23 protein-coding genes are annotated in these 26,277 nt (G+C 44.8%); 14 read left to right on the forward strand and 9 right to left on the reverse strand.

The annotated features are described in order from the left end of the window. Nucleotides 1-44 precede the first annotated feature (44 nt). The 5 genes from J4N45_RS08460 to J4N45_RS08480 all read left to right on the forward strand — a co-directional run bounded on the left by J4N45_RS08460 (nt 45) and on the right by J4N45_RS08480 (nt 6,601). Entirely contained in the window at nt 45-677 is a 633-nt protein-coding gene (locus J4N45_RS08460; RefSeq protein ID WP_042472908.1) for a DUF2760 domain-containing protein, read from the forward strand. After that, nucleotides 677-2,539, forward strand: coding sequence for an Hsp70 family protein (locus J4N45_RS08465; protein ID WP_503056687.1), 1,863 nt, complete (start codon nt 677-679; stop codon nt 2,537-2,539). The genes J4N45_RS08460 and J4N45_RS08465 overlap by 1 nt, the downstream gene beginning before the upstream one ends. Nucleotides 2,540-2,622: 83 nt before the next feature. Then, nucleotides 2,623-5,421 (forward strand): Hsp70 family protein, encoded by a 2,799-nt coding sequence (locus J4N45_RS08470; RefSeq protein WP_252014518.1) that lies wholly within the window; start codon nt 2,623-2,625, stop codon nt 5,419-5,421. A gap of 128 nt (nt 5,422-5,549) precedes the next feature. Then, complete coding sequence (locus J4N45_RS08475; protein ID WP_252014519.1) at nt 5,550-5,714, forward strand: hypothetical protein; 165 nt, start codon at nt 5,550-5,552, stop codon at nt 5,712-5,714. 119 nt (nt 5,715-5,833) lie between these two features. Next, complete coding sequence (locus J4N45_RS08480) at nt 5,834-6,601, forward strand: hypothetical protein (RefSeq protein WP_252014520.1); 768 nt, start codon at nt 5,834-5,836, stop codon at nt 6,599-6,601. A gap of 208 nt (nt 6,602-6,809) precedes the next feature. Here the strand turns inward: J4N45_RS08480 and J4N45_RS08485 are convergent, their stop codons facing one another. The 3 genes from J4N45_RS08485 to J4N45_RS08495 form a co-directional block, all read right to left on the reverse strand. After that, nucleotides 6,810-8,573 (reverse strand): phospholipase D family protein, encoded by a 1,764-nt coding sequence (locus J4N45_RS08485; protein WP_252014521.1) that lies wholly within the window; start codon nt 8,571-8,573, stop codon nt 6,810-6,812. 73 nt (nt 8,574-8,646) lie between these two features. Then, nucleotides 8,647-9,702, reverse strand: a complete 1,056-nt coding sequence (locus J4N45_RS08490; protein ID WP_252014522.1) for a DUF2955 domain-containing protein — start codon at nt 9,700-9,702, stop codon at nt 8,647-8,649. Beyond that, complete coding sequence (locus tag J4N45_RS08495) at nt 9,692-10,834, reverse strand: HlyD family secretion protein (RefSeq protein ID WP_252014523.1); 1,143 nt, start codon at nt 10,832-10,834, stop codon at nt 9,692-9,694. Before J4N45_RS08495 ends, J4N45_RS08490 begins: the two co-directional genes overlap by 11 nt. A 226-nt stretch (nt 10,835-11,060) precedes the next feature. On the opposite strand from J4N45_RS08495, the gene J4N45_RS08500 reads away from it, so the two are divergent. After that, nucleotides 11,061-12,083 (forward strand): helix-turn-helix domain-containing protein, encoded by a 1,023-nt coding sequence (locus J4N45_RS08500; protein WP_252014524.1) that lies wholly within the window; start codon nt 11,061-11,063, stop codon nt 12,081-12,083. Between the two features lie 40 nt (nt 12,084-12,123). Here J4N45_RS08500 and J4N45_RS08505 read toward each other — a convergent pair whose 3' ends face one another. The 5 genes from J4N45_RS08505 to J4N45_RS08525 form a co-directional block, all read right to left on the reverse strand. Beyond that, complete coding sequence (locus tag J4N45_RS08505) at nt 12,124-13,176, reverse strand: hypothetical protein (RefSeq protein ID WP_252014525.1); 1,053 nt, start codon at nt 13,174-13,176, stop codon at nt 12,124-12,126. Between the two features lie 73 nt (nt 13,177-13,249). Continuing rightward, on the reverse strand, nt 13,250-14,047 hold the full coding sequence (locus J4N45_RS08510; RefSeq protein WP_252014526.1) for a PhzF family phenazine biosynthesis protein: 798 nt from the start codon (nt 14,045-14,047) through the stop codon (nt 13,250-13,252). A 9-nt stretch (nt 14,048-14,056) separates the two neighbouring features. Next, complete coding sequence (locus tag J4N45_RS08515) at nt 14,057-14,731, reverse strand: YoaK family protein (RefSeq protein ID WP_234495970.1); 675 nt, start codon at nt 14,729-14,731, stop codon at nt 14,057-14,059. A gap of 84 nt (nt 14,732-14,815) precedes the next feature. Then, nucleotides 14,816-15,307, reverse strand: a complete 492-nt coding sequence (locus J4N45_RS08520) for a GNAT family N-acetyltransferase (protein ID WP_252014527.1) — start codon at nt 15,305-15,307, stop codon at nt 14,816-14,818. After that, nucleotides 15,304-15,897, reverse strand: coding sequence for a DJ-1/PfpI family protein (locus tag J4N45_RS08525; RefSeq protein ID WP_252014528.1), 594 nt, complete (start codon nt 15,895-15,897; stop codon nt 15,304-15,306). Before J4N45_RS08525 ends, J4N45_RS08520 begins: the two co-directional genes overlap by 4 nt. 243 nt (nt 15,898-16,140) lie before the next feature. On the opposite strand from J4N45_RS08525, the gene J4N45_RS08530 reads away from it, so the two are divergent. The 8 genes from J4N45_RS08530 to J4N45_RS08565 all read left to right on the forward strand — a co-directional run bounded on the left by J4N45_RS08530 (nt 16,141) and on the right by J4N45_RS08565 (nt 25,615). Beyond that, nucleotides 16,141-16,365, forward strand: coding sequence for a DUF1656 domain-containing protein (locus J4N45_RS08530; RefSeq protein ID WP_042472885.1), 225 nt, complete (start codon nt 16,141-16,143; stop codon nt 16,363-16,365). Between the two features lie 19 nt (nt 16,366-16,384). Beyond that, complete coding sequence (locus J4N45_RS08535) at nt 16,385-17,260, forward strand: HlyD family secretion protein (RefSeq protein WP_252014529.1); 876 nt, start codon at nt 16,385-16,387, stop codon at nt 17,258-17,260. Between the two features lie 3 nt (nt 17,261-17,263). Then, nucleotides 17,264-18,622 (forward strand): FUSC family protein, encoded by a 1,359-nt coding sequence (locus J4N45_RS08540; protein WP_252014530.1) that lies wholly within the window; start codon nt 17,264-17,266, stop codon nt 18,620-18,622. A gap of 226 nt (nt 18,623-18,848) precedes the next feature. Next, complete coding sequence (locus J4N45_RS08545; protein WP_252014531.1) at nt 18,849-20,435, forward strand: bifunctional aspartate transaminase/aspartate 4-decarboxylase; 1,587 nt, start codon at nt 18,849-18,851, stop codon at nt 20,433-20,435. Nucleotides 20,436-20,846: 411 nt separating this feature from the next. After that, nucleotides 20,847-22,562 carry an aspartate-alanine antiporter gene (gene aspT, locus J4N45_RS08550; protein ID WP_112478327.1) on the forward strand — a complete coding sequence of 572 codons (1,716 nt, stop codon included), beginning with the start codon at nt 20,847-20,849 and terminating at the stop codon, nt 22,560-22,562. Nucleotides 22,563-22,671: 109 nt separating this feature from the next. Next, a complete protein-coding gene (locus tag J4N45_RS08555) occupies nt 22,672-24,258 on the forward strand; it encodes a bifunctional aspartate transaminase/aspartate 4-decarboxylase (RefSeq protein ID WP_252014532.1) in 1,587 nt (528 codons plus the stop codon). 90 nt (nt 24,259-24,348) lie between these two features. Beyond that, nucleotides 24,349-25,206: a pyridoxal kinase PdxY gene (gene pdxY / locus J4N45_RS08560; protein WP_252014533.1), complete on the forward strand. Its 858-nt coding sequence runs from the start codon at nt 24,349-24,351 to the stop codon at nt 25,204-25,206. A gap of 10 nt (nt 25,207-25,216) precedes the next feature. Further along, nucleotides 25,217-25,615, forward strand: coding sequence for a glycine zipper family protein (locus tag J4N45_RS08565; protein ID WP_252014534.1), 399 nt, complete (start codon nt 25,217-25,219; stop codon nt 25,613-25,615). A 169-nt stretch (nt 25,616-25,784) separates the two neighbouring features. Here J4N45_RS08565 and J4N45_RS08570 read toward each other — a convergent pair whose 3' ends face one another. Beyond that, a complete protein-coding gene (locus tag J4N45_RS08570; protein ID WP_252014535.1) occupies nt 25,785-26,273 on the reverse strand; it encodes a GNAT family N-acetyltransferase in 489 nt (162 codons plus the stop codon). Nucleotides 26,274-26,277 lie beyond the last annotated feature (4 nt).

Consider the following 26,277-nt stretch of genomic DNA (forward strand, 5'->3'; position numbering starts at 1 on the left):
GCCCCAAAATTAACTACTAATGACTGACACATAGAGAAACCCCTATGAACTTCGACCTAAATGTTATCCCAACGACTTTCGACATGCTGCACGCTGGCCTCGCTGCTTCAAGCGTTCTACTACTCGCTATTGCTGTGTCTCGTAAGAGCAAAGTTGTCGAGAAAGTGGTAGAAAAGCCAGTAGAGAAGATTGTCGAGGTTGAAAAGCCAGTAGAAAAAATCGTAGAAATTGAAAAAGTCGTAGAAGTCGAAAAAGTGGTAGAGAAAGTTGTGGAAGTAGAATCCAAACTTGCAACCGCTTCAACCGATTCTGCGATGCAGTTACTTTCACTGATGCAACAAGAAGCACGTATGGTCGACTTCCTTCAAGAAGACCTAACATCATTCTCTGATGAAGAAGTTGGCGCTGCGGCACGTGTGGTTCACTCTGGTGGTAAAAAGGTTATCACTGAGTACTTCGAGCTATCTCCGATTCGCAATGAAGAAGAAGAGACTCGCATTTCAATCGAAGAAGGCTTCGACCCTCAATCTGTGCGTCTGACTGGCAATGTCACGGGCAATGCACCATTCAATGGTACGCTTGTCCATAAAGGCTGGAAGGCAGATAAAGTCACTCTGCCTAAGCTTTCTGAGAACTACAACGCATCAATCATCGCACCTGCAGAGGTGGAGCTATAATGGAACCTTCAGCGCAAACTCAAGACCAAACTATTGCAAAATACAGTGTAGGTATCGACCTTGGTACGACACACTGTGTTATGTCGTTTATCGACACTCAAAACGAAGACGCTCAAGTTGAAGTCGTCTCCATTCCTCAGCTAACCGCCCCAGGGACAGTTGAGTCATATAAACAGCTTGGCTCGTTCTTGTATCAACCACATGAGCACGAGATGGGTCAAGGCTCTCGCACGCTGCCTTGGACGAGCGAGCCAAAAGCATTGGTTGGCGCAGTAGCACGTAACCTTGGCTCAAAAACACCGATTCGCTTGGTGGCTAGTGCTAAATCTTGGCTATGTCATGGTGGTGTGAACCGTCGTGATAGTTTTCTGCCACAAGGTAGCCCTGAAGAAGTGAGCAAAGTGTCACCTCTTCGTGCGACAGAACTCTATCTAGAGCACCTGAAAGATGCATGGAATCACATGCATCCAGACAATGCTCTGGAACAACAAGACGTGACCATCACGGTACCAGCATCATTTGACCCTGCAGCTCGCGATCTAACAGCAGAAGCGGCACGCAATGTTGGTCTTGCGCACCTTACTCTCTTAGAAGAGCCACAAGCTGCACTTTACAGCTGGATTGATAACAGTAACGATAAATGGCGTGATGAAGTCAACGTCGGTGATGTTGTTTTGGTTGTCGATGTAGGTGGTGGTACTACCGACTTGTCTCTTGTTGCCGTTACCGAAGAAGACGGTAACTTAAACTTAGAACGAGTAGCGGTTGGTGAGCATATTCTTCTTGGTGGCGACAACATGGACCTTGCGCTTGCGTATCGTCTTAAGATGAAGCTCGCGCAAGATGGTAAAGAACTTCAACCATGGCAAGTACAGGCGATGACACACGCTTGTCGTGACGCAAAAGAAGCGCTGCTCAATGATGCTGAACTTCAAGCTGTGCCAATTGTTGTTCCAAGCCGTGGCTCTAAATTACTCGGCGCGACGTTAAAAACTGAATTGACACAGCAAGAAGTGCAACAAACTCTGGTTGACGGTTTCTTCCCTCAGGTTGGCGTTCAAGAGCATCCTGTACAACGTGCTCGCGGTGCACTGACTCAAATGGGTCTACCCTACGCTCAAGATGCCGCGATTACTCGTCACATTGCCGCGTTTTTAAGCCGTCAAAGTAACGCGACTGACAACGCATTTGCAGGTATTCCAGGAATGGAAGCTGCCCCAGAGTTTGTTAAACCAACGGCACTGCTATTTAACGGCGGTGTACTTAAGTCTAAGCTGCTCTCTGATCGCCTGTTCAATACGATTAACAGCTGGTTAGAATCAGCGAATGCAGAAAAAGCGAAAATGCTTTCAGGTCTCGATCTTGACCTTGCGGTTGCGAGCGGTGCAGCCTATTACGGCAGCGTACGTCGCGGCCAAGGCGTTCGTATTCGCGGTGGTATCGCGTCTAGCTACTATATCGGTATCGAGAGCGCTATGCCTGCGATCCCAGGCATGGCTCCTCCAATGGAAGCTCTATGCGTGGCTCCTTTTGGTATGGAAGAAGGCAGCAGCGTGCAGGTACCGAGCCAAGAATTTGGTTTGGTCATCGGTCAACCTGTTCACTTCCAATTCTTTGGTTCGACAACTCGTCGCGAAGACGAAGCAGGTGTCCACCTAGATTACTGGAGACCAGAAGAACTTGAAGAACTGCCAGAGATTCAAGTGACTCTGCCAGTATCCGAAGGGCGCAATATTGGAGACGTTGTTCCAGTGACGCTATCATCACGTGTAACTGAGCTTGGTACTCTCTATCTTGAGGCAATCGCTTCAGACAACGGTCAAAAATGGCACGTTGAGTTCGACGTTCGCGAAGACGCATAATAATAACTATGATGAAACGGCACGCTATGTGCCGTTTTTTATCTCCACTCTCTCCCTTTTCAAAACCCTAACTGGAGCGTGTCATGGCATCCGCACAATATTTGGTCGGCATCGATTTAGGGACAACCAACACGGTTGTTGCATTCTGTGAAATTCAAGACGACCTTTCTAACTCCCCTGTTGAACTCTTTGAAATAGACCAACTTGTTGGTCCGGGCGAAGTAGTAAGGAAACCGCTCTTGCCGTCCTTCCGCTATCATGCTGCGCAGCAACAAGTATCGGATTCCGATCTGACACTCCCGTGGGAAAACGAACCAGTTAAAGGGGACATCCAAAACCTAATCATTGGTGAATGGGCGCGAGAGCTAGGTGCAAAAGTAGAGGGTCGTCAGGTCTCTAGTGCAAAAAGTTGGTTGTCACACACTGCCGTGGATCGTGAAGACGACATCCTTCCTTGGGCAGGTGCTCAAGATGTTGAAAAAGTCTCTCCCGTTATCGCAAGTGCAAGTTATCTCAATCATATCCGTCAGGCGTGGAACCATCGACACCATTACAACAAGCTTGAAGACCAAGACGTCGTAATCACAGTACCCGCTTCGTTTGATGAAACAGCTCGAAAACTCACACTTCAAGCGGCAAAGCTTGCCGGCCTTCCAAAAGTTCACCTACTGGAGGAGCCTCAAGCAGTTTGCTACGACTGGTATGCTCGACACAAAGAAACAGCGTCACAAGAGCTTTCGCAAGTACCATTGATTTTAGTCTGTGACGTAGGTGGTGGTACTACTGACCTCAGTTTAATCGAAGCAAAACACGACAACGAAGAGCTAGTGCTGAACCGTATCGGCGTGGGTGAGCACTTAATGCTAGGTGGCGACAACCTCGATTTGGCGCTCGCCCATATGGCTGAGCAACGATTCAATGAGTCGAAGAAACTGAACGCTGCCAGTCTCACTAAACTTATTCAGCAAACCAGAAAAGCAAAAGAAGCACTGTTGTCTGAAGATGCACCATCAGAAATGAAAATTACTATGCTTGGTAGTGGTTCGCGACTGATTGGCGGCACCAAAAGCATCGCGCTCAGTAAGTCCGAAGTTCACCAAATTGCGCTCGAAGGTTTCTTCCCTCAAACCGAATTTGGAGAGTTGCCAGATAAGAAACGCAGTGCAGTCGTCGAGTTTGGCTTGCCGTATGTCTCCGATCCAGCCGTTAGCAAACATGTCTCAGAGTTCTTGCATTTACATCAAGAGGTTTCTAGAGAAGCGTTAAACGATGGTTCAGATCCCGCAATTCCTGTAGGCCTGTTGCTCAATGGCGGTGTTTTCAATAGTGAACTCGTTACACGACGTATCGTTGATATCGTAGAGAACTGGAAAGGATCTCCTATTTCACGGCTCTCCAACCCACATCCGGATTGGTCAGTTGCTCTTGGAGCCGTGGCCTTTGCCAAAGCACGCCGTGGGGCTCAATTAAAGATTGGTGGTGGTAGTGCGCGCTCTTACTTCCTTCATCTGCAAGAAAAGAACAAGCTTGGACAAGCATTATGTTTGTTATCAAAAGGTACGGAAGAAGGACAAGAGATTCGACTTACAGGCCGTCGCTTCGCACTGACTCTAGGTGAACCTGTTCGATTCAATCTACTGACTTCGACGCATGATTACTTTGGTGAGCATCAAAAGGTTCAGAATGGCTTGATGACCCATATCGACCCGGATCAGTTCAACCCGCTACCACCTTACATCAGTACGTTACAAGGTAACGAAAAACAACTCAACGCTAACCAAAAAGAGCGTGTTGAAGTGCAACTCGCGTGTCAGTTAACGGAAGTCGGGACACTAAAGATCGAATGTGTAAGCGTCGAGGATGAGCAGCAGCGATGGGAGTTAGAGTTTGAGGTTAGGAATCAACAAGCCCAAGAAGAAACCATTCAAGCTCATCCTGGTCTAGAGCCCAGTAAAGCGCTTATCTCACGATTATACAGTGGTAATAAGAATAGTGCCGACAGTAAAGAGATTAAGATTCTCGCGAAGTCGCTAGAAAAGAGCTTAGGCAAAAAAGATGAGTGGGATTTTCACACCCTTCGCTCACTCGTCGACAGCTTTTCATTAGGCCGCAAACGTCGCCGTCGCTCGGAGCAGCATGAAAAGAACTGGCTTCGACTTACTGGTTTCTGTATGCGTCCGGGGTTTGGTGACGCAACTGACTCTTGGAGAATGGAACAAATATGGGGTTTGTATCAGCAAGGCATCCAATTCCAAAATGCTCAAGGCTGGAGTGACTGGTGGACATTTTGGCGTCGCGTGTCTGGAGGACTGAACGAAGAACAGCAAGAGGTTATCCTAGGTGACATTGCTAAGTACCTTCACCCAGGAGCGATGAAGAATGCTAAGACGTTCCAAGGTGCCAAGGATAAGGGTTACGAGGCAATGGTTAGGCTGTCAGCAAGCTTAGAAAACCTCTACGTTGACGACAAAGTTCTGCTAGCGACTTGGTACTTAAGCAAAGCGATTAATCAGTCTCAATTCGAACAAGCGCACTGGTGGGCTCTTGGCCGTCTTGCATCACGAACACCGCTTTATGGTAGCCAGCATAACGTTATAGCTCGAGAGCAGGTCGAGCAATGGCTGCCAAAACTTCTTGAGCAAAACTGGATTAAAGAGCCAATGGCGGCGTTTGCTTGCGTTCTTATGTGCCGCAAGACAGGAGATCGTTCATTAGACGTTTCTGATGATTATCGGACACAAGTTATGGATAAGTTGAAGACTTCAAAGGCACCTACTAACTGGCTCGAACTAGTATCCGAGGTGAAAGAGCTTTCAGAATCTGACTCCAAAAAGCTATTTGGTGATGCCTTGCCAGCCGGGTTACATTTGTTGAAGGATTAATCGATTCTATAGCTTTGCTTCGTTAGTTGGCATTTTAAGGTAAGTAATAACCTTTATTCCGAGCTAATTTCTTAAATAGCAGTTAGATTTCTCACGAAATACTATTTATAAATTGTGCGGAGAAGCCAATGAAGAGCAGAGTTATAGAGTTCCAACCTCTTGGTATTGGCGATTGGGTACGAGTAGAGGTGACCCCAGAAGTTGCCGAAGTCCTGGCTAAAGAATACACAGAATACGGCTGGCCGGTTAGGGTTTACAGTTACATATTTAATGGAAAGAAAAACGAGCTCTGAGCTCGTTTTTTTATGCCTCCACCAATTCCTACTCTTTAATGGATAGTCTATCCTTTAAGTTAACCTGCTGATTCAGTGAACTTTTCGATATCGAAACTTGCTTGAGTAAAGGAATTACGATGAAGGCCAAGTATCTATACCCTATCCTACTATCTAGTGTTATCTGCCCTCCCTTGTCTGCTAACGACAGGGCAAGTAGTGACGATGAATGGGAATTTCTTTTGGTATTCCCAATGATTTGGACTCCCAGCATCTCTGGCACCGCAGGTGACGCTGATGGTCGTGCCGATATCGACATCCCTTTCTCAAATATCGTTAAGAACTTGAATTTTGGAATCATGGGAGATTTTTACGCGCAAAAGAATAAGTGGTTATTCGGTTTCAGAACCAATTATCTTCACATCAAGAGCGATACATCATCTACCTATAGTCCTAATACCCCGTTTATACCCGATATCAAGGCTAATATAGATGTCGACGCGACCATGTCACTAAACGATCTATTTGGTGGATATGAGGTTGCTGGTGGCTTAGTGCTTCTGACTGGCGTTAGACACACTTACAGTCGTTTTAACGTTGGGGTCAATATCAATGGTACACCCATTGATCCCATCAAGTCCTCTGGTCATCAGTTTGATTGGTTAGTCGGTCTCAAATACGCACATTGGTTTAATCAAGACTGGGGCCTAAGCCTGACGGTAGACAGCAGTATTGCTGGTGACAACGATGTGAACCGAGGTATAAACCTTGCTGGCATGTACCGTTTAAGTGAGTTGAATAATATTTGGTTTGGATATCGCTACTTAAACATTCAAAATGATTCGGGCACTACACAAGTGGATGTCACTCAGCAGGGCCCGATGGTAGGTTGGGCGTTTAGTTTCTAAAACCGCACGTACCTAAGTCTAGTTTGTAAATGCGTAGCTAAATCGATATGCAGCCAAAGTGTTTCGATATCTTGAACTCGAAAGTGGACAATCATGTTTATCTCCATCGTTGTGTGGTTTTTGAACATACAGGTTCTGATAGGTCTCTGTTTGCCAAAACGCGCCACAGCGATGGATAAGTAGTGAAATAAACTAAACAGCAACGGAATTAGAACTGATATTTAAGCCCTGTAGATTCTAACAGCTCATAGATTTCTCGTTGACTATCCGATGTTCGCCCTTTTGTCCCACCTACTTCGCGTAGTTTGTTTCGCATTGAAATCCATTCTTCGCTTCCCCATCGAAGAGAGTCTTGTTTAAGAAGCTCAAACTGCTGATTGAGATCATTGATAATCTCATCGCCAGTCAAGAAAAAACCCACTTCGTTGTTGTACAGCAGAGAGCGAAAGTCGAGGTTAGTCGTTCCTACGAATGCACTGTCGTCAATGATAAGAAATTTAGCGTGAAGCTTTCCATAAAATTGGTCACCACCGAGTAATACAGAGTCTGGCTTACCCAGTTGATAGAACTTTATCCTTGGATGATTAATCGCCTTTTGCCAAGCTTCTGAGTTCAAGAAAGACGCGTTCAGTTCGTTATTCGTCAAGTCATCTTCAAGCCATGTTTTTTTAAGCTCATCGTCATACATGACAAGCGTTGGGACTGTATGCATGTCTATCACTGCTTGAGTGAAGAAATTGTCGCTTGTCAGCACTGAGTTGGTAATGACTTCAATACTTCTCTCAGGATCTTGTCCTAACCATCGCAGCGCAGTGTTCAGATCTTGATCGATGACACCCTCATCTTTTAAAAGCTCTGACTGTAAAAAGAGATACGGCGACACCACTTTAATCGTTTTTAAACTGGTATCTGTATAAGCGACTTTTGCCAATATTCCACTAATAGAGTTCGCATTCGCGCTTTTATTCGTGCTGTAGCGCTCAACAACATCATCCGCGTTCAAGTTATCCAGTTCATGAGCAAACTTTGTGTCAGATGTTCGATACCCTTCTTTTACGAAGCTAGAAATCGAGCCGTATGCTTGGTTAAACTCCGAGTTAGATTTCAATTGTGCATAGGCTTGTAGCAACAGCTCACGATCTCGGTTGTAAGACGACCAAGTATCGAGCTTCTTATTGCCTGGTTTAGTAAACAAAACCGTGAAATAGTATTCACTCAAGCGACTTGGACTTTCGTTGACCTTGGCATCCGCTAAAGGTCTGAGCATAATTTCAATATCGCGGAATGCTGAGAGATCTTTCTCGCCATCGCTATTGATCCCATAGTAGTGCAGTGACATATTGCGACCACCGGAAATCACATAAGCATCTTCGTTATAAAACCCATCCACGATAAAAAGCTTGTCATGTGAACGATGGTTCCAACGAGAATCGCCTTCAGTTAATGCGTTAAATATAACCGCTTGTACTCGGGCTTTCTGGTTTGTCTTCATCCCTGCTCTATCTAGGATATAGCCCGCATTCTCTTCACATTGCATTAAGCCTTTTAAGTTTCCATTATTCAGACTATATGAACCTAAACTGTCCACCATGATGCGAACATCTACGCCACGCTCTACCGCTTTACACAATGCACCAAGCGTGGCCTTACCCGCTAAATCGTCAGCAAAAATGTAATACGTCATATCAATAGTGTGTTTAGCATTTTCAATCAGATAGATTTTCGTTGCTAAGCTCTGTATAGCATCCTTTTGCTCAGTACCTAACACTTTAACTTTGGCGGGCTGAACTGGTAATAAACTCTCGGAGGCAAGCTTCAAATAGTCTTGATCCAGCTCATCAGAATCACGCCAACGTCGAGACTCCATAAGCTCTGATGTCCAAGCGTCATTTGAGGTAACGGGCGGGTGAGCATTGGAGGCACACCCTCCAATGATGAATAATGAAATTGCGACTGAAATCCCTTTCCACATATCATTTTCCTGAGTTTGATTTTAGAAGGTCAAATATGACCTGAATTAACTATCTATTACCAAATGACAAAACCTAGGTCTTGGTCATCTGGACTTTAAATTCCAGTACTTTCCACTGCCTAGTCTCGATAAAGAAAGCAGCAACGACCATGTAAACAGCGACGAGTGCGAGCAACCCCAAACGTATCCACATTTTTTCATCGATGACGCCAGAGCTCATCAGCGTCGTACCAATCAACACAAGAGCCGTATTCAGTGCTGTTGCATAAATCGGTGCTTTTGCAGACTCTGTATACATTTTGGTGCCCAAAGTGATCGCCAATAAAGCGATGAACAATGTATAGAAGGCAATATTAGGCACTAAAGCTAAAACCCCAAATACGACAATCGCAATCACGCCACCAATCGCGTTACTGATAAGAAGAAAAGCACTCAGTTTTACCGACTTTTCACCTGTGATCATCAGGGAAAGCAGCGCGATAAAAATCATCGATAACAAGGCTTCGGAGATTTGAAAAATAAAAAACACACTAACCACTGGAAACGCGATAATCAACGCGCGCAGCGCAGAGAACCAACGAAATTCATCCGATAGTGACACCGCTTGATAACTGGCGTGCTGCTCTTCTCGCTCAGGTAAGTAAATGTGGAGTAGAGCAAAAATGCCGACGGAAATAGCCCCAGATAAGCTCAGTCCTATGGCGAGAAAGATGGTTGTCCCAGTACTTTGAATAGCCATAAATGGCAGCATTAAAGTAGACATTAAAAGGATGGTTGCGAACAAGTTCCACTTTGGATCTAAGAACAAGAAGTAACCGATCATCATCAAACCGGCGACACTCGCTAACATAGGCACTGGATACTGCGCAAAACCAAGACTTAGTGCCACGCCAATTGCTACAGTGACGATCATTGCTAGTAGCAACTCATAAACGATATCGACATGAAGTACCCGTTTTTCAAACAAGAACTTCGCCGTGAAAATCGGCGCTACAAAAGCAAGTGGCCAATCTATCCAAGCAGCCAGAAATGTAGCGAGGGCAACACCGAGTGTGAAACGCAATATCCGCGTTTGAACCGCTGCTGGTAATACCTTCGTTGCTAGGTCGCTCAGCGCTTTATCTGACATACGACATCCAACTTACAACTCGAATCCAAAGCTTTCCTAACAAATTGAACACTGTGCTGTCATCTGTATATACGACGACATCTGCTTGCCCGCCAATTCTTAATAGCCCAGTGGTATCCGCTGTATCAAACTCAATACTAACCGGCAGCATCTGTGTTTGTCGTAACCAACCTGTTTGATTATTAGCTTGAGCTAGCTTGCCTGCCTGGTTGCTCTGCCCCCAGTCAACGCCCCAGTCAACACTAGATATCGTCCCCTTCACCACTTTACCGGGAGCAAAATCCAGAGCGATCTCAACTTCATTACCTGGCTGAATGTTACCCAAGCTGTTTTCTCGAAAATATGCCTCAATCCAAATACTGTCAGTCGAGACAAATGTCATGATGGGCTGACCCGCACTCGCGTAAAAGCCTTCTGACAGGCTGAAGTTTGAGACACCACCATTGGTTGGCGCGCGAACAACGGTACGCTCGAGATCCAATTGCGCTTTTTCTAAAGCCAACAGTGCCGCTTTGATCTGGCTATTCTCTTCACCTTCTGCACCAAGCTGCTTGTTCGCGCGATCTAGGTCGGCTTGTGCGTTTGCTACATTTGCACGCGCAGTGGCAAGGCTAGCACGTGCTTTATCTGCCTCAGATACTGACACTACGCCTTTCTCTGCAAGACCTAAAACGCGCCTTGTTTGTAGCTCGACGTTATCTCGTTCAACGGTCGCACTCGTCAACCTCGCTTGAGCGGATGCTATGCTTGCCGTTTGTGCACCTACGTTTTGTCCAGCAACCTCAAGATCTTGCTCTGCTTTTTTTACCGCTATTTGGTAATCAACGGGGTTGAGACTAACAAGTACATCGCCTTCAGAAACAAGTTGGTTTGGTTGAACCTGTATATCAATAACCTGACCCGATACCTGAGGTTTTACCGGAACCACATACCCTTGAACACGAGCATTGTCGGTTGACGGTATGATGCGATCAGAGGCAATACTTAAACCAAGGCTGGCGAGGATTAGCACTATTAATCCATTGGTGACCTTTTTTACCTTGTTTTGTTTTGCATCAGCTTGCTGCCTATCCGTTTCGGCTTGCTCTGTACTCTCGTCTGATTTTTGTTCTAATTCTGTTTTGTCGCTCATTACACAGCCCTTGTTTACAATTCGGAGACTTAGACATTTTTAGGTATAGACTATATCGCTAGTTATTTAATATTAATTGCTCTAAAAATTAGTAGATTAGCGACGTAAACCATAAGTAGATGAACACTCTTCATCAAGTGATAAGGGTATATTAGTCGTTCGCCAAAAGTTGCCATTTCACGCCAAAATACTAATCTAAGATAACAACCACTGATAAAGCTAAACCATGTCAAGCAATCCAGAACCCATGACGAGCCTGATTAAGTCAGGTTATGCTCGAATATTACTCGAGCTATTTCGTGAATATAACGAAGACCCACACAAAGCGATTCGTGACTCAGGCTTACCCCCTGACTTATTTGAGCTCGACCAAGAGTTTTTGCCTCAAGAACCCGTGAAGCGTTTATTGTATCTACTTGGCAATCAGCTGGGGATGAATAACTTTGGTGAACTCATCAGAACAGCCATCAAACAGAAGGCCTTGCCAAGACTTCTTGGTGAATTTGCGGAGTGTGAGACAGTTAGAGAAGCGCTAGAATGTTCGCGTGATGTTTTCGCCTTCGACTCAACAAATGTACGCGTCGGCGTAGAAACTACGCACGGTCGAACATGGTATTGGTGCAAACGAGATTATGATGCCTCGCAGCCTTTCGTTTGGTCGGAGGTATGGGCGGTAGTTTATGCGATAGAAATGATTAGGGCACTAACGAAAACCAACTGGACACCAAAACAACTCAAGGTCCAGCATGATGAAATCGAGCTTTATAAGGCAATAATCGGTAATTCTACTCAATACTTCGTGAGTAACGAGCGAATTGAGTGGCTAATCGAAGATGAGATTCTAGAACAACGACCAATAATATCGTCGAAAGACTCTGCTCCGAAAGCACCACTAGTTACATGGCATGCTAACTTTACCGACCAAGTGTTTACAGCTCTTATGCCCTATGTCAGGGAGCATAACCTCACATTAGACAATGCAGCTAAACTACTAAAGATGTCGCCTAGGACTTTGCAAAGACGTTTAAACGAGGAACGCACTAACTTCCGGCACATAAAAGACAATCTTGTGTTTACTGTCGCTGTAGAGATGATGGGAGAAGACCTATCGCTCACTCATATTGCAAACCAACTTGGCTTTTCTGATATATCTCATTTTTCTAGGTCTTTTAAACGTATCAGCGGTCTAACCCCAAAACTCTATCAACGCACGATCCTCAGCCTTAACAGTAACCACAGGTCTCCATAACCCCTGAGTAGACTAAGGTTATGGAGTTCGAACAAGCCTGCTATTCTGTTGGGCGTTCTTCTATTCGTGATTTTTGACCTAAACGATAGATTTGCTCTGCTCTGGTGCCAAAGAGCCAAAAACTGGCTGCCAAAACTGCAAAGAATAGAGCTTTGTGAGTCCCTTCCCAAAAGTACTCAATAAAACGAGTGTACAAATTGACGAAGATAAAAATGAGACCGAACCCTCGATTCAACTCATCATCAAACTTGATTCCATGATAAAGAGCAGCGATTGAGGCGATTAGTAACAGCAGAGACCAATGTATCAATGAGAACTGGCTTACATCTCCCCAATCTGCGAAATCTGCGTAATTGCCAAAGATGGAAACAACCCAAAGCGACAAGAAAAATAGGATCAAGCCAAACGCTCGAGTGGTTAGAGCAAAATCTTCTTTCGACTTGAATCGGGTCTGTGCGAACATTCCCAAAGCAATAAGGAAAGCGCTAAATACGACAAATCGTAAAGGCATGCTCATCGCAAGAAAATAGCCGTTGTCACTCCATTGATAGGTTTCGAAACCAAACCAGGTTCCCAAACTAAACAGCGAGCAAACCCAAACCAAGAGTGAAGGAATCCAGAGCCCCAACAACCCATAAACAATAGAAGCAAGTAGAATAAGCTTAGAAAGGCTGTCTGTTTCTATGACTTGTCCAATGAAATAGATCGATATAGCCGTGCTGACAATCCCGAGTACAAAAAACGCCTCGTTACTAAAGGTTTTGTCCGGTGATTGTTTTTTTCTTCTCACTCCAAAAAGGTAAAACGCCGCAGACACAATGGCAAAAAAGACACTTTTGGCGATGTCTGGAGCGCTGAAAATGTTTTGGATGAGTTCGATCAGCCATTTATCAAGAAGTACTGACAGCACACTGAGCACAATACACAGTACTGCTACCCAAAAAGAGTATTTCGCAATGAGCGACCAATCTATCGTCGCGACATCATAGCTGCCTTTGAGCTTATTGTGGTCTTCTTGATCGATGACCCCCTCTTCCAGCCACGTATCAATAGCATTATTGACTACGCGACTCTCTCGTTTTGAAAGCTTCATTTAATGACTCTTCTACTCATCTATGCAGGTTCTAACGCGCTGTTATTGTCCTGACTATGTTTTGCTCGCCACACTAAACAAATAGTAGTGACTTAGCAAATAATACGGCATCACCTGATATCAAAACTCTGTCATTTTTTAGTAAACCGTATAAAACACCTGTGCGCTTTGACGCCTGAAAGGCCGTCAAATTGAGTTTACCAAGTCGCTCTGACCAATAAGGCATGAGTCCAGCATGAATTGAACCCGTAACGGGGTCTTCATCTCCACCATTCGCTGGCCAAAAATAACGAGAGACAAAGTCATACTCCGAAACATTACTTGGCGCCGTAGCAACCACATCATAAGGGGAAAGTTCTTTTAGTGCCGCATTGTTTGTGACCAATTCAGTAACGTGTTTCGCATCGTCATAAATGGCAAAATAGGCTTGTTCGCTACGCAAAACCTGTTTCGGTGTGATCGATAATCCATTGAGTAACTGCTGGGGAATATCAGTAACATTAAGTGGTTTACGAATAGGGAAGCTCATTTCTACCCTTCCACTTTCATCTTTGGATACCAGTAAATCCCCTACCGATTGCGTCGAGAATTTGATCTCGCCAGTTAGTCCAAGTTGCTCGAACAAAACATGAGACGAAGCCAAGGTTGCATGACCACAAAAATCAATTTCGGTTATCGGCGAAAACCAACGAATAAAGTAATGATTGTCAGCACACTTTCTTAGGAATGCGGTCTCTGAGAGATTATTTTCAATCGCGACGTTTTGCATCCACTGCACGTCATCGTAGTTGTCTACAATCACGACAGCAGCACTGTTACCTCGAAAAGGTATATCGGTAAAAGCATCGACAATCCATTGTTCAAGCGCCATTCTCTTTCCTTAATTCGCTCTGTTCGTGTAAGCAATCCGCTTACGGTAAATTCGGTACACGATAGCCAGTAGTATACAAGCCGTTGCAGGTACAGCAAGTGAAAGAAAAGCCAGCTTATAGAACAACATAGCCCCTGCGATGCCCCCTAAAACAAAACCAAAAACGATGGTCACAAACAATTTCGCTTTTCGTTTATCGAAGGGTTCACCACGCAGTGAAGAACCAATCATGATGCCCAAGTCAGTCACGATCCCAGTTACATGGGTCGTCCTGACAACTGCGCCGCTGAAAGTTGTCGCAAGTGCATTTTGTAGTCCACATGCAGCCGAAGCGAAATAGGTTCCCATGTGCGAACCTTGGAAGAGAAAATAGGCAGCAATAAATAAAAACAAGCTTTCGATACAAAGTAGCCATTCGTATTGACGGCCAAGCTTTAGCGATACATTAGAAATGAAAAGACCGGAGATAGCGGAACCAGCTAAAAAGCTTAAGACGATCGCAAACAAATACCCTGCCGCTGACCAATCATTAAAAAGCTGCGTACCTAGCAGTGTCGCCGTCCCCGATAGATGAGAGATCGCTTGATGCTGAAATCCCATCAATCCTACCGCGTTTACCGTCCCTGCTAGCAGCGCAAGAATAAAGGCTCCAGATTCAATCCAACGTGGCAATTTAGAAATCAAGTGAGTACCTCACGACAAAAAAGCAGGTTAACGACGACAAAATAGTTCACAGCGTCAAAGACGAAGCGTGCATCATAGTCCTATCTAGCGTGGTTTCTTTGATTTGAAGCACATAATGTGCTGCGGACCAGCCGCACCGCCTAAATACAGTTCTCCTGTGTCCACAAAACCTACCTTTTGGTACAGCTGATAGGCAATCGTGTTCTTGCAATTTACTGTTAAATACAGGTCACACGGGGCTATGCTAAGCCAAGAATCGAACTCCTCAGTAATTAAACTCAGTGACGACTTCGCAAGGCCAAGCCCCTGATAGCGTTGGTCTATAAAGTATGCACGTAAGCCGACCGCACCAGCGGGCGCATCCTTCATCGTGTTGGCATAATCTTGGTCGAGTAAAAAGAAACCTACAGCTATTTCATTGGAATAGATGACCCATTGTGTCTCTGAGGGTTTAGATAAGCTCGCGTAGACAATTTCTGAAGTAATGCCGACAAAAGGGAGTTGGCTTTCGTCAACAGAGAGGTTAACTAACTCCTCGGTAACGGGAATCTCAACTTTTCTGATAACTAAAGTCATAAAATAACCCCGTTCTCATTCCAATCAAACTCCATCTGTTTTGCCGTTTTTAGTGCTATTTCCCTACCTTTTAGTTTTTCCACGAGCCTCAAACTCATATCTATACCGGCTGATATTCCGCCAGATGTTACTAAGCGACCGAGATCAACCCAACGAACGTCGGGTTTAACCGTTAAGTTAGGAAATTTTGCTTTCAAATCACCTTGATCCTCCCAATGGGTGGTGACAGTTTGATCGGTAATAACCCCTGCTTGAGCCAGCAAAAAGGCGCCTGTACACACTGAAGAGACTAGATCGGCCTCTTTGGAAACTTTCGCGATCCAGTCCATAGATTTCACATTGGTCATCTCTGGCTCATGTATACCGCCGGGGATGACTACCACATCCAACTTTGGGTGGCTGAGGATTGAGTAATCCGACTGAACATTAAAACCTCCACGGGCACTTACGTCACCATGACTGCTAGACAGTAAACTCACATTCCACTTATCTTCATCAGGCAAAAATCGATTTGCCGTAGAAAACACCTCGAACGGACCTGCGAAATCCAATACCTCGACGTCTTTGTAGATATAAATTCCAATGTTCATCTCAACCGTCCTTTGTTAATGCCCTGTTATCAACACTATTCAGTTCCCGCGAAAATTTCAACTTATTCGTCTCAAACTATCCTTTGTTGAACAGAGTGTTAGCTAAAACAGAGGGTACGATCCTACATAACCGATTTATTGAAAAGACACTTCCCATTTAACCTTTACTTCATCAACGTATCAGCTCCTTCTCCGTTTCCTTTTCTGATACGAAATTACTATTTGAAAAAGGCGAATCACACTATGAATGAACTGTCGTTCAGCATGCCCCACGAGCTTGAGTTTGCCGGGATTTATTTCCCCCCTCTTCTGCTCACCTGCGCATGCGGTTATTTACTAGCCCTAATAACAAGTAAGTTCATCGTGCGCAGAAAATGGCACCGATACTTCGCAGGCTATGCGTTGGTCGAAATTGCTATTGCAGCCGTTTACGTGGTTCTGCTCAACAAATATATCGTTTGGTCGTAATTCAAAGAAAGGTTTTCCCGTGTTAAAGAAACTCATCACTACTATTGCTGTTTTAGCCATTGCTGGTTATTTCACCTATGACAACTACGCAAGTTACATCGAGAACCCATGGACACGGGATGGTCAGGTTCGCGCTGATATTATTCAGATTACACCACGCGTCACAGGACCTGTTATCGAGCTCAATGTTGAAGACAACAGTCACATCAAAAAAGGTGACTTGCTGTTTAAAATCGACCCAAGCACATTTGAGGCAGCAAAAGATCAAGCATACGCGAACCTACTTCAAGCTAAAGCGCTTCTTGAACGCGCTGTTAACGAAGAAAAGCGTTCTGCAGAACTTGAACGTCGCAAACCTGGCGCAGTACCTGTTTTGACTCTCAACAACCTCGCCAACGACGTGCAGACTTCTCGCGCAAATGTAAAAGCGGCTGAAGCTGGATACGAGTCAGCGTCATTGAATCTTGAGTTCACAACGGTGACTGCTCCCACTGACGGTTACATCACTAACTTAAACCTTCAAGAAGGTTCTCAGGTGGTAGCCAACCAACCGGTTGTCGCGTTAATTGATGACGACAGCTTTTGGGTAGAAGGCTTTTTTGAAGAGACCGATCTTCGCCACATTCGTACTGGTTCACTGGCTCAAGTCACGCTTATGTCTCACCCTAATCGCCCGTTGGCGGGTCATGTAAGAAGCATGGGATATGGTATTTCCAAAGCCGATGGCAGCACTGGCTCGTTTCTTTTGCCAAATGTAAACCCAAACTTCCAATGGATCCGTTTAGCGCAGCGTATCCCGGTGCAAATCAAACTAGATAAGCCACCAGAAGATATCCAACTCATCGTCGGCGCAACGGCATCTGTTTTAGTGAGTAAACATCAACAGGCTGAGTAGAACATGAAGATTGATATACATAATGCTCTAAAACTGGCTATTTCGGTACCGCTAGCTCTCTTGCTAGCGTTATCGTTTGGATGGGAAAAACCCTACTGGGCTGCGACCACCGTTATCATTCTGTCTACCCACGAGTCCTTTGGCCACTCCTTGAAAACGGGTCGAGAACGTATTCTAGGGGCTGGTATTGGTGCCATTCTAGCGTTCATATTGGTGTCTTTGTTTCCTCAAGACCCAGCCCTCTTTGTCACAGCCTTTGTAACAGTCGCCGCGATCCTGATCTATTTAGGTGGTTGTCTTCATCACGGTTACCTATTCAAAATGGCATTCGTCGTATGTACTCTGATTGCTTTTGTCGGCAACTTTGACAATGTTACGACATTCAATATGGCAATTACCCGAGTACAAGAGACGATTCTCGGTGTATTGGTGTTCACCTTTGTCTATAGCTTTCTATGGCCAGAAAAAACGGAAGACTTAATTTTCGAGCAGTTTGCCACTTTGGTAAAACAATACCGAAAAATTATCGTCGACTATCGATTTGACCACAGTAAGAAACTCGAACTCAATTCTCTTAGAGCGGACATTGAACGAGCAAAATCGCTGCTTGCCCTGCCACTCCACGGGAGTTACGACCTGAAAAGCAACATCGATAAATATCGCATCGTATTAGCGTCTTTTATCGAGTCGGCAGATAGATTAGAACAACCAGAGTTGTTTGACTTAGATTGGCACAGCCATCGATGCGCTGAGCTGGGTAATACTGTCAACAAAAACAGTATTGATGAACTAAGTCGCGATGATTTGCACACTTTATTGCTAGACTCTACATGGGATGACGAAACTCTTTATAAAGAGACTAAACGCAGTCTAACGTTATTCACTAACTATCAGCAAAGGTTAGTGGTCGTCGCTCAAAATGTTTGCGTGATCATCTCGGCGTTTCTGCTATGGATATATTTGGCAATTCCCGGGGGAACTATCTTCCCGATGCTTGCCTGCGTCATGGCTAATGCGATGACCTCGATGCCGAAAGCCTATATTAATAATGTCATTTTAGGATTCATTATTTTTGCAACTTTCGTCTTGCTTCAGTTTGTGTTGATTCTACCTTCACTCACGGAAGCATGGCAGATAGCCATTTTCTATTTTGCTAACTTGATGGTTATGTCAATTGGTTGTGACTTCTTTAAACAACCTCTGCAAAAAATGATAGGACCACAGATGCTTGTTGTTCTTACCAACGGACCACTGCATTTGACGCCAAGCTTCGATATACAAACGCCGCTCATCATGGTGATTTTTGTTTTTCTATCTTTAGCACTCGCTAAGTTTTATATAGACCTAATACATATCGATTAATATTGAGAAGCTGCCACATGGCAGCTTTTTTTTGCATTTTCACGTACCCGATGGACTCACCCTACAAAAGCGATTTATTCATTTCTCACTCTTACCTTAACATTTTCTCATCAGGACAAGGTACTCGTTACCCGCATAGGAATGTAACAGAGAATGGTGAGTAAAAAATTACCACCATCATCAAGATTAACTATCTACGTACAGACTGAATTAAAGGTTATTTACTATGTCTACCATCGACTTCTCACAATTCGAAAACCTAAGCCCATTTGAACTTAAAGACAAACTTATCGAAGTGGCAAAAACGACTCCAGACCGCATGCTGATGGATGCTGGCCGTGGTAACCCTAACTTCCTAGCTACGCTACCTCGTCACGCTTTCCTTCGCTTAGGTGACTTCGCAATGCAAGAAGCTGAGCGTAACTACGCTTACCTAGATGCGGGCTTCGGTGGCATCCCAGATGGTAAAGGCATCGTTGAGCGTTTCGATACGTTCGTAGGTAAAGCGGGTGACTCTGAAGGCGTTCGTTTCCTAGAAAAAGCACTCAGCTACGCGAAAGACCGTCTAGGTATCGACAAGCAAGAGTTCCTAAACGAGCTGGTACTAGCGTTCCTAGGTTGTAACTACCCTGTTCCTCCTCGCATGCTTGTGAACATTGAAAAAGTGGTTAAGCAATACATCGCAGAAGAGATGTACGGCCCTATGCCAACAACAACTAACTTTGACCTATTCGCTACTGAAGGCGGCACGGCGTCAATGACCTACACCTTCCAAACCATGTTCCACAATGGTCTGTTGAAAAAAGGTGACAAGGTTGCACTGACTACACCTATCTTCACTCCGTACCTAGAAATCCCAGAGCTTTCTGAGTACGAACTGGAAATCGTAGAAATCCGTCTAGACGAGAAAACATGGCAGCTTCCTCAATCTGAGATTGAAAAACTAGCTGACGAACAAATCAAACTACTTTGTGTGGTAAACCCTGCTAACCCAGCGTCTGTGAAATTCTCTGACGACACGCTAGACCGCCTAACTTCATTTGTTGAAGAAAAGCGTAAAGACCTATTCATCATTACTGATGACGTGTACGGCACATTCGCAGATAACTTTGTATCGCTATTTGCAAAACTGCCATACAACACACTTTGTGTGTACTCATTTTCAAAATACTTCGGTGCAACAGGCTGGCGTCTAGGCACTATCGCAATTCAAGACAACAACGTGTTTGATGATGCGATGCGTGCACTACCAGAAGCACAGCAGCTTGAGCTTGATGACCGTTACAAAACACTGACTCCAACACCGCGCGACATTAAGTTCATCGACCGCATCGTTGCAGACAGCCGTGCCGTAGCACTAAACCACACTGCGGGTCTATCACTACCACAACAAGTTCAAATGGCAATGTTCTCTCTAAACTGCCTAATGGACCTAGAAGACAAGTACAAAGACGCTTGTAAACGCATCATCCGTGAGCGCTTCAACACGCTTTATGAAAACATGGGCATTACTGTCGAAGAAGACAAAGACCGTGTGGATTACTACACCCTACTTGAGCTAGACACCCTAGGTGGCAAGCTGTACGGCGACGAATTCGTGGAGTGGTTCAAAGCAAGCAACATAGGTAAAGACTTCTTGTTCCGCCTTGCTCACGAAACCGGTGTCATCTTGCTTCCTGGTAAAGGCTTCGATGTGGTACACGCATCAGTACGTGTATCACTCGCTAACCTAACTCACCACGAGTATGAGTTGATTGGCCGCGAAACTCGCCGCGTACTTGATGAGTACTATGCAGAGTTTATTGCAAACTAATTTAACCCAACAGAAAACGCCTCGCTATTTAGCGAGGCGATTTTATTTCTAGCGCATTAATAATATATAGCCTACTCACATCCAGCTAGCACACATACACTTGGATTATTCCCTACACAAACAACACGTACTAGCTTTTTAAATAAAATTTATATTTATCAAGAATCAACCCCACTGTCAGGTGGTCAATTTAACAACACAAAATCAACGACTTAGGAAAAATAGATCATTAAAAAACCACTATAACTCTACTGACGATGACTTCATCCTACAAACGTGATTTATTAAATCTGACGAATCAACTTATTATTACCGCATCAAGACAACAATGATGCTTGATTAGCAAAGATTGCAACTCAGCTTTCACGGAAGACTCTTAATTAATTATGTAAACTCAACTGGAGCTATATTATGGACTTTGTTCATACTTTAATTCAAAGCTCACCATTTATTGCATTATTCATTACCCTATCACTAGGTTATTTAGTGGGTAAAATAACAATTGGTCGCTTTGTTCTTGGTGGTGTCGCAGGCACACTATTAATGGGCGTATTAATTGGTCAATTTGGTGTTCATATCGACCCAGGTGTTAAGAGTATTTTCTTTGCACTATTTATTTATGCCGTAGGTTTCCAAGGCGGTCCGCAATTCTTTAGCGCACTGAACTTCAGAACCATCAACATTTTGATGTCGGCTGTTGTAATGACGGTCTCAGGCCTTCTATGTGTTCTGGCGGCAGCGTGGTTCTTCGACCTTGACCGTGGTACAGCAGCAGGTCTTGCAGCGGGTGGTCTAACTCAGTCAGCAATCATCGGTACCGCTGGTGACGCAATCAGCAAGTTAGCTGGTGTGACTGAAGAAGCGAAGCACATCATGCAAACCAACGTTGCAGTAGGTTACGCGGTAACATACATCTTCGGTTCTCTAGGTCCAATCCTAATGGTGACTTGGATTATCCCAACAATGATGAAATGGGACATCCGCGGTGAAGCTATCAAGCTTGCTGAGAAGATGTCTGGCGGTAAACCTGAGCTCAACCCAGGTGAGTTTAACGCGATTTCACAACTAGAGTCTCGTGCATTCCAAGTGACTAACTCTTGCAGCGTATATGGCAAAACCATCGCTCAAGTAAACGAAAAGCTTGTAGACGTTGCGATTGAAGTTATCGAACGTGACGGTAAAGAGATTGAACTAGAGAAATTCACAGCTATCAATGAAGGTGACGTTATTGTTGTCACTGGTCGTCGTAAAGCAGTGAACAAGTTCGCGAAACACCTGGGCCAAGAAGTTGTCGACCTAGACGAAAAATTCACTCTTATTGAAGAAAACCGTCAACTAATTGCAACAGACAAAAAGCTTATTGGTAAAACGCTTAAACAGGTTAAACAAGAGTCAAATGCAGACGCTCTTCGCGGTGTTTACGTTACAGACTACATCCGTGGCGGCAACTCTATTGACGTGACTGAAAACCTTGTTGTTCAGAAAAACGACATCATTCAGTTGACAGGTAAACCAACAGACATCAACAAAGTTGAAAGCAACATTGGTAAACGCCTTGGCTCAAGCGTTGTGACTGACTACGTCATGTTCGGACTTGGTATGGCACTCGGTGTTCTTATCGGCATGATCAGCTTCAAGATTGCAGGCATTCCGGTCACTATCGGCTCAGGTGCTGGCTGTTTGATCTCTGGTCTAATGATGGGCTGGCTACGCAGCAAAAAACCAAGTGTGGCTTCGTTCCCAGTAGGTGCATCTAACTTCCTTCGTGACTTCGGTCTGGCTATCTTCGTCGGCATCGTAGGTCTAGAAGCAGGTCCACAAGCAGTAAGCACAATCCAAGAACACGGCTTGTCACTTCTATTCCTAGGATTTGGTGTGACATTGATTCCTCAGTTCATCGGTTTCTTCGTGTCTTACTACGTATTGAAAATTCGCAACCCAATTGAAGGCCTAGCAGCCGTAAGTGGTGGTCGAAGCGCAAACCCAGCATTTGCTGCGCTACTAGAGAAAGCAGGTAACTCATCTCCAGTATTCGCCTTCACCGTGACTTACGCAGTAGCAAACGTACTGCTCACACTATGGGGACCAATCATCGTTGGCATCATTACAACCAACGTCCCAATGTAACGCAATAATCGAAATGAGCGGGAAAGTTCTCTTCCGCCTTTTCAAACAAATTTCGGTCAAACGAACCTATTCGTTTGCTAATGAATCAAAAAATTTAAGGTAATTTATTATGTCTAACATCGACTTCTCACAATTCGAAAACCTAAGCCCATTTGAACTTAAAGACAAACTTATCGAAGTGGCTAAAACGACTCCAGACCGCATGCTGATGGATGCTGGCCGTGGTAACCCTAACTTCCTAGCCACGCTACCTCGTCACGCTTTCCTTCGCTTAGGTGACTTCGCAATGCAAGAAGCTGAGCGTAACTACGCTTACCTAGATGCGGGCTTCGGTGGCATCCCAGATGGTAAAGGCATCGTTGAGCGTTTCGATACGTTCGTATGTAAAGCGGGTGACTCTGAAGGCGTTCGTTTCCTAGAAAAAGCACTCAGCTACGCGAAAGACCGTCTAGGTATCGACAAGCAAGAGTTCCTAAATGAACTCGTTCTAGCATTCCTTGGCTGTAACTACCCTGTTCCTCCTCGCATGCTTGTGAACATTGAAAAAGTGGTTAAGCAATACATCGCAGAAGAGATGTACGGCCCTATGCCAACCACAACTAACTTTGACCTATTCGCTACTGAAGGCGGCACGGCGTCAATGACCTACACTTTCCAAACCATGTTTCACAATGGTCTGTTGAAAAAAGGTGACAAGGTTGCACTGACTACACCAATCTTCACTCCGTACCTAGAAATCCCAGAGCTCTCTGAGTACGAACTGGAAATCGTAGAAATCCGTCTAGACGAGAAAACATGGCAGCTTCCTCAATCTGAGATTGAAAAGCTAGCAGACGAGCAAATCAAACTACTTTGTGTGGTAAACCCTGCTAACCCAGCGTCTGTGAAATTCTCTGACGACACGCTAGACCGCCTAACTTCATTTGTTGAAGAAAAGCGTAAAGACCTATTCATCATTACAGATGACGTGTACGGCACATTCGCAGATAACTTTGTATCACTGTTTGCAAAACTGCCATACAACACGCTATGTGTGTACTCATTCTCAAAATACTTCGGTGCAACAGGCTGGCGTCTAGGCACTATCGCGATTCAAGACAACAACGTGTTTGATGATGCGATGCGTGCACTACCAGAAGCACAGCAGCTTGAGCTTGATGACCGTTACAAAACACTGACTCCAACACCGCGCGACATTAAGTTCATCGACCGCATCGTTGCAGACAGCCGTGCCGTAGCACTAAACCACACTGCGGGTCTATCACTACCACAACAAGTTCAAATGGCAATGTTCTCTCTAAACTGCCTAATGGACCTAGAAGACAAGTACAAAGACGCTTGTAAACGCATCATCCGTGAGCGCTTCAACACGCTTTATGAAAACATGGGCATTACTGTCGAAGAAGACAAAGACCGTGTGGATTACTACACCCTACTTGAGCTAGACACCCTAGGTGGCAAGCTTTACGGCGACGAGTTCGTAGAGTGGTTCAAAGCGAGCAACAAAGGTAAAGACTTCTTGTTCCGCCTTGCTCACAAAACCGGTGTTATCTTGCTTCCAGGTAAAGGCTTCGATGTGGTACACGCATCAGTACGTGTATCACTTGCTAACCTAACTCACCACGAGTATGAGTTGATTGGCCGCGAAACTCGCCGTGTACTTGATGAGTACTTCCAAGAGTTCATGGCTCAATAAACAGCCTTAAGCCTCGCTCTGCGAGGCTTAATTTTTCCCTTTACATGAAAAGCACTCAGTTGGCTTTTCGATTAAAAGAAGAAGTACGCTATGAAAGGTATTATTTCTATTCAATCACACGTCGTTTATGGACGTGCTGGAAACAGCTCTGCTGTATTCCCACTACAAAGACTTGGCTTTGAAGTATGGCCAATCCACACGGTTCAGTTCTCAAATCATACACAATACCAACAAGGCTGGACTGGATACGCATTTCATCCGAGTATCATCGGGGAACTTACGCTTGGCCTAAATAAAATTGGTGCTCTAAAAGACTGTGAAGCAATTCTATCTGGGTACATGGGTAGCGCAGCACAAGCGCACGAAGTACTAAAGCTCGTGAACAAAGTAAAAACAGAAAACCCAAAGGCACTCTATGTGTGCGATCCAGTCATGGGTGACTCTGAGAAAGGCTGCATCCTAGACCCTGAAATAACGGATGAGCTGATTACTCATCTTATGCCCGCAGCAGATGTGATTATTCCAAATCAATTTGAGCTTACTCAATTCACTGGGATCGAGATAACCTCTCTCGAAGACGCAGTAAAAGCCTGTAAAAAAGCACTGACAATGGGGCCGAAGGTTGTGTTGGTAAAACATTTGCACGGTATATCAAACAACATCTTCACCATGATGCTAGCGACTGAGGGCCATTGCTATATGGTTCAGCGTCCATTCCTAGATTGTGAGCGAGAGCCTGTTGGTGTTGGCGACTTAATTTCAGCGCTATTTACGGCAGGCCTTCTCAGCGAACTTACGCCAGTTAAAGCGTTTGAACATGCAAACAACGCTTGTTATGGCGTGCTACGCGAGACCCACAGACGTGATGAGTGGGAACTTCAAACTGTGGCTGCTCAACAGAGCCTTGTCGATCCGAAAGATCGCTTCTGTGCAACTCAACTAGCGTAAGGAAAAACTCATGAAGAAAACTATTATTGCAGCGACATTGCTTTGCTTGAGCAGTGCCACTAGTGCCAATATCATCATTGATACTAAAAATGTGGACCAAGAGCAGTACCACGCTGATATGTACGAGTGTCAGCAATACAGTCAAAATGTCGAGAGTGGGCAGTCTAGCTCATTAGGCTCAGACATGTTGGGTTCAACGGCAAAAGGTGCGGCATTGGGTGCGGCTGGCGGTGCGATTTCAGGTGGAAGCGGTACTAAGAGTGCTCAAGTAGGTGCCGGAATTGGCTTGATTGGTGGCGCACTAAAACACGGTGCGGAAAAGAGACATCAAGCAGAAGAATATCAGGTGCAGAAAGACCAAGTTGTCCGTCACTGCATGCAAGGCCGTGGATACTACGTACTAAACTGAATCGGTTCTTGTAGGATTGGATCCTTCAAACGCGATTGTGGAGATTCAGCTCAAAAAGATATTATCTCTCCGTCAAGGCGTAATGCTCCTTGGTACTGTAATTGAACTCAAAAGGATTAACATGGCGTATGGGGCAACCCTGCTTTGGGAAGGGATTCCCAATTTTTTTCTACTCTCCCACTAGCCCTTTATACATCACGAAACTATCAACATAACCCAGGCGGCTGTGATTATAGGCTCTAGGAATCGTCCCTACGATCTCAAAGCCAAGGCTTTTCCAAAGCGCCACTGCGATAGTATTTGTCGATACCACACTGTTAAACTGCATCGCTTCAAACCCCAGTTCTATAGCAATCTGTTGCGAGTACTCGCACATTAAACGTGCAATCCCCTTCCCTCTGGCTCTCTCAGGTACCATGTATCCGCAATTGCAAATATGGCGGCTTGGTCCTGCTGCATTTGCTTTGATGTAAAACGAGCCTAGTATCTCTCTGTCTTTTACATAAACGAATGTTTTGAGTGGTAGATTGCACCAAACATCAAACGACTGCTCTAGTGTCATGTTTGGATCAAAAGCATAAGTCTCCTGACCCTCGATGACTTTTGAAAACGTAGGCCAAAATGCGACAAAATCGTCTCGGGTCATTTCACGAAACATAGGG

The sequence above is a fragment of the Vibrio sp. SCSIO 43140 genome (genome assembly GCF_023716585.1).
Lineage (GTDB): Bacteria > Pseudomonadota > Gammaproteobacteria > Enterobacterales > Vibrionaceae > Vibrio > Vibrio maritimus_B.

What these genes read in the sequence shown, in the direction of transcription:
- J4N45_RS08470 (WP_252014518.1), top strand. Translation starts at nt 2,623, where the DNA reads ATGGCATCCGCACAATATTTGGTCGGCATCGATTTAGGGACAACCAAC.
- J4N45_RS08485 (WP_252014521.1), bottom strand. Translation starts at nt 8,573, where the DNA reads ATGTGGAAAGGGATTTCAGTCGCAATTTCATTATTCATCATTGGAGGG.
- J4N45_RS08480 (WP_252014520.1), top strand. Translation starts at nt 5,834, where the DNA reads ATGAAGGCCAAGTATCTATACCCTATCCTACTATCTAGTGTTATCTGC.
- J4N45_RS08500 (WP_252014524.1), top strand. Translation starts at nt 11,061, where the DNA reads ATGTCAAGCAATCCAGAACCCATGACGAGCCTGATTAAGTCAGGTTAT.
- J4N45_RS08540 (WP_252014530.1), top strand. Translation starts at nt 17,264, where the DNA reads ATGAAGATTGATATACATAATGCTCTAAAACTGGCTATTTCGGTACCG.
- J4N45_RS08510 (WP_252014526.1), bottom strand. Translation starts at nt 14,047, where the DNA reads ATGGCGCTTGAACAATGGATTGTCGATGCTTTTACCGATATACCTTTT.
- J4N45_RS08460 (WP_042472908.1), top strand. Translation starts at nt 45, where the DNA reads ATGAACTTCGACCTAAATGTTATCCCAACGACTTTCGACATGCTGCAC.
- J4N45_RS08490 (WP_252014522.1), bottom strand. Translation starts at nt 9,702, where the DNA reads ATGTCAGATAAAGCGCTGAGCGACCTAGCAACGAAGGTATTACCAGCA.
- J4N45_RS08525 (WP_252014528.1), bottom strand. Translation starts at nt 15,897, where the DNA reads ATGAACATTGGAATTTATATCTACAAAGACGTCGAGGTATTGGATTTC.
- J4N45_RS08505 (WP_252014525.1), bottom strand. Translation starts at nt 13,176, where the DNA reads ATGAAGCTTTCAAAACGAGAGAGTCGCGTAGTCAATAATGCTATTGAT.
- J4N45_RS08555 (WP_252014532.1), top strand. Translation starts at nt 22,672, where the DNA reads ATGTCTAACATCGACTTCTCACAATTCGAAAACCTAAGCCCATTTGAA.
- aspT (WP_112478327.1), top strand. Translation starts at nt 20,847, where the DNA reads ATGGACTTTGTTCATACTTTAATTCAAAGCTCACCATTTATTGCATTA.
- pdxY (WP_252014533.1), top strand. Translation starts at nt 24,349, where the DNA reads ATGAAAGGTATTATTTCTATTCAATCACACGTCGTTTATGGACGTGCT.
- J4N45_RS08465 (WP_503056687.1), top strand. Translation starts at nt 677, where the DNA reads ATGGAACCTTCAGCGCAAACTCAAGACCAAACTATTGCAAAATACAGT.
- J4N45_RS08570 (WP_252014535.1), bottom strand. Translation starts at nt 26,273, where the DNA reads ATGTTTCGTGAAATGACCCGAGACGATTTTGTCGCATTTTGGCCTACG.
- J4N45_RS08520 (WP_252014527.1), bottom strand. Translation starts at nt 15,307, where the DNA reads ATGACTTTAGTTATCAGAAAAGTTGAGATTCCCGTTACCGAGGAGTTA.
- J4N45_RS08565 (WP_252014534.1), top strand. Translation starts at nt 25,217, where the DNA reads ATGAAGAAAACTATTATTGCAGCGACATTGCTTTGCTTGAGCAGTGCC.
- J4N45_RS08495 (WP_252014523.1), bottom strand. Translation starts at nt 10,834, where the DNA reads ATGAGCGACAAAACAGAATTAGAACAAAAATCAGACGAGAGTACAGAG.
- J4N45_RS08475 (WP_252014519.1), top strand. Translation starts at nt 5,550, where the DNA reads ATGAAGAGCAGAGTTATAGAGTTCCAACCTCTTGGTATTGGCGATTGG.
- J4N45_RS08530 (WP_042472885.1), top strand. Translation starts at nt 16,141, where the DNA reads ATGAATGAACTGTCGTTCAGCATGCCCCACGAGCTTGAGTTTGCCGGG.
- J4N45_RS08545 (WP_252014531.1), top strand. Translation starts at nt 18,849, where the DNA reads ATGTCTACCATCGACTTCTCACAATTCGAAAACCTAAGCCCATTTGAA.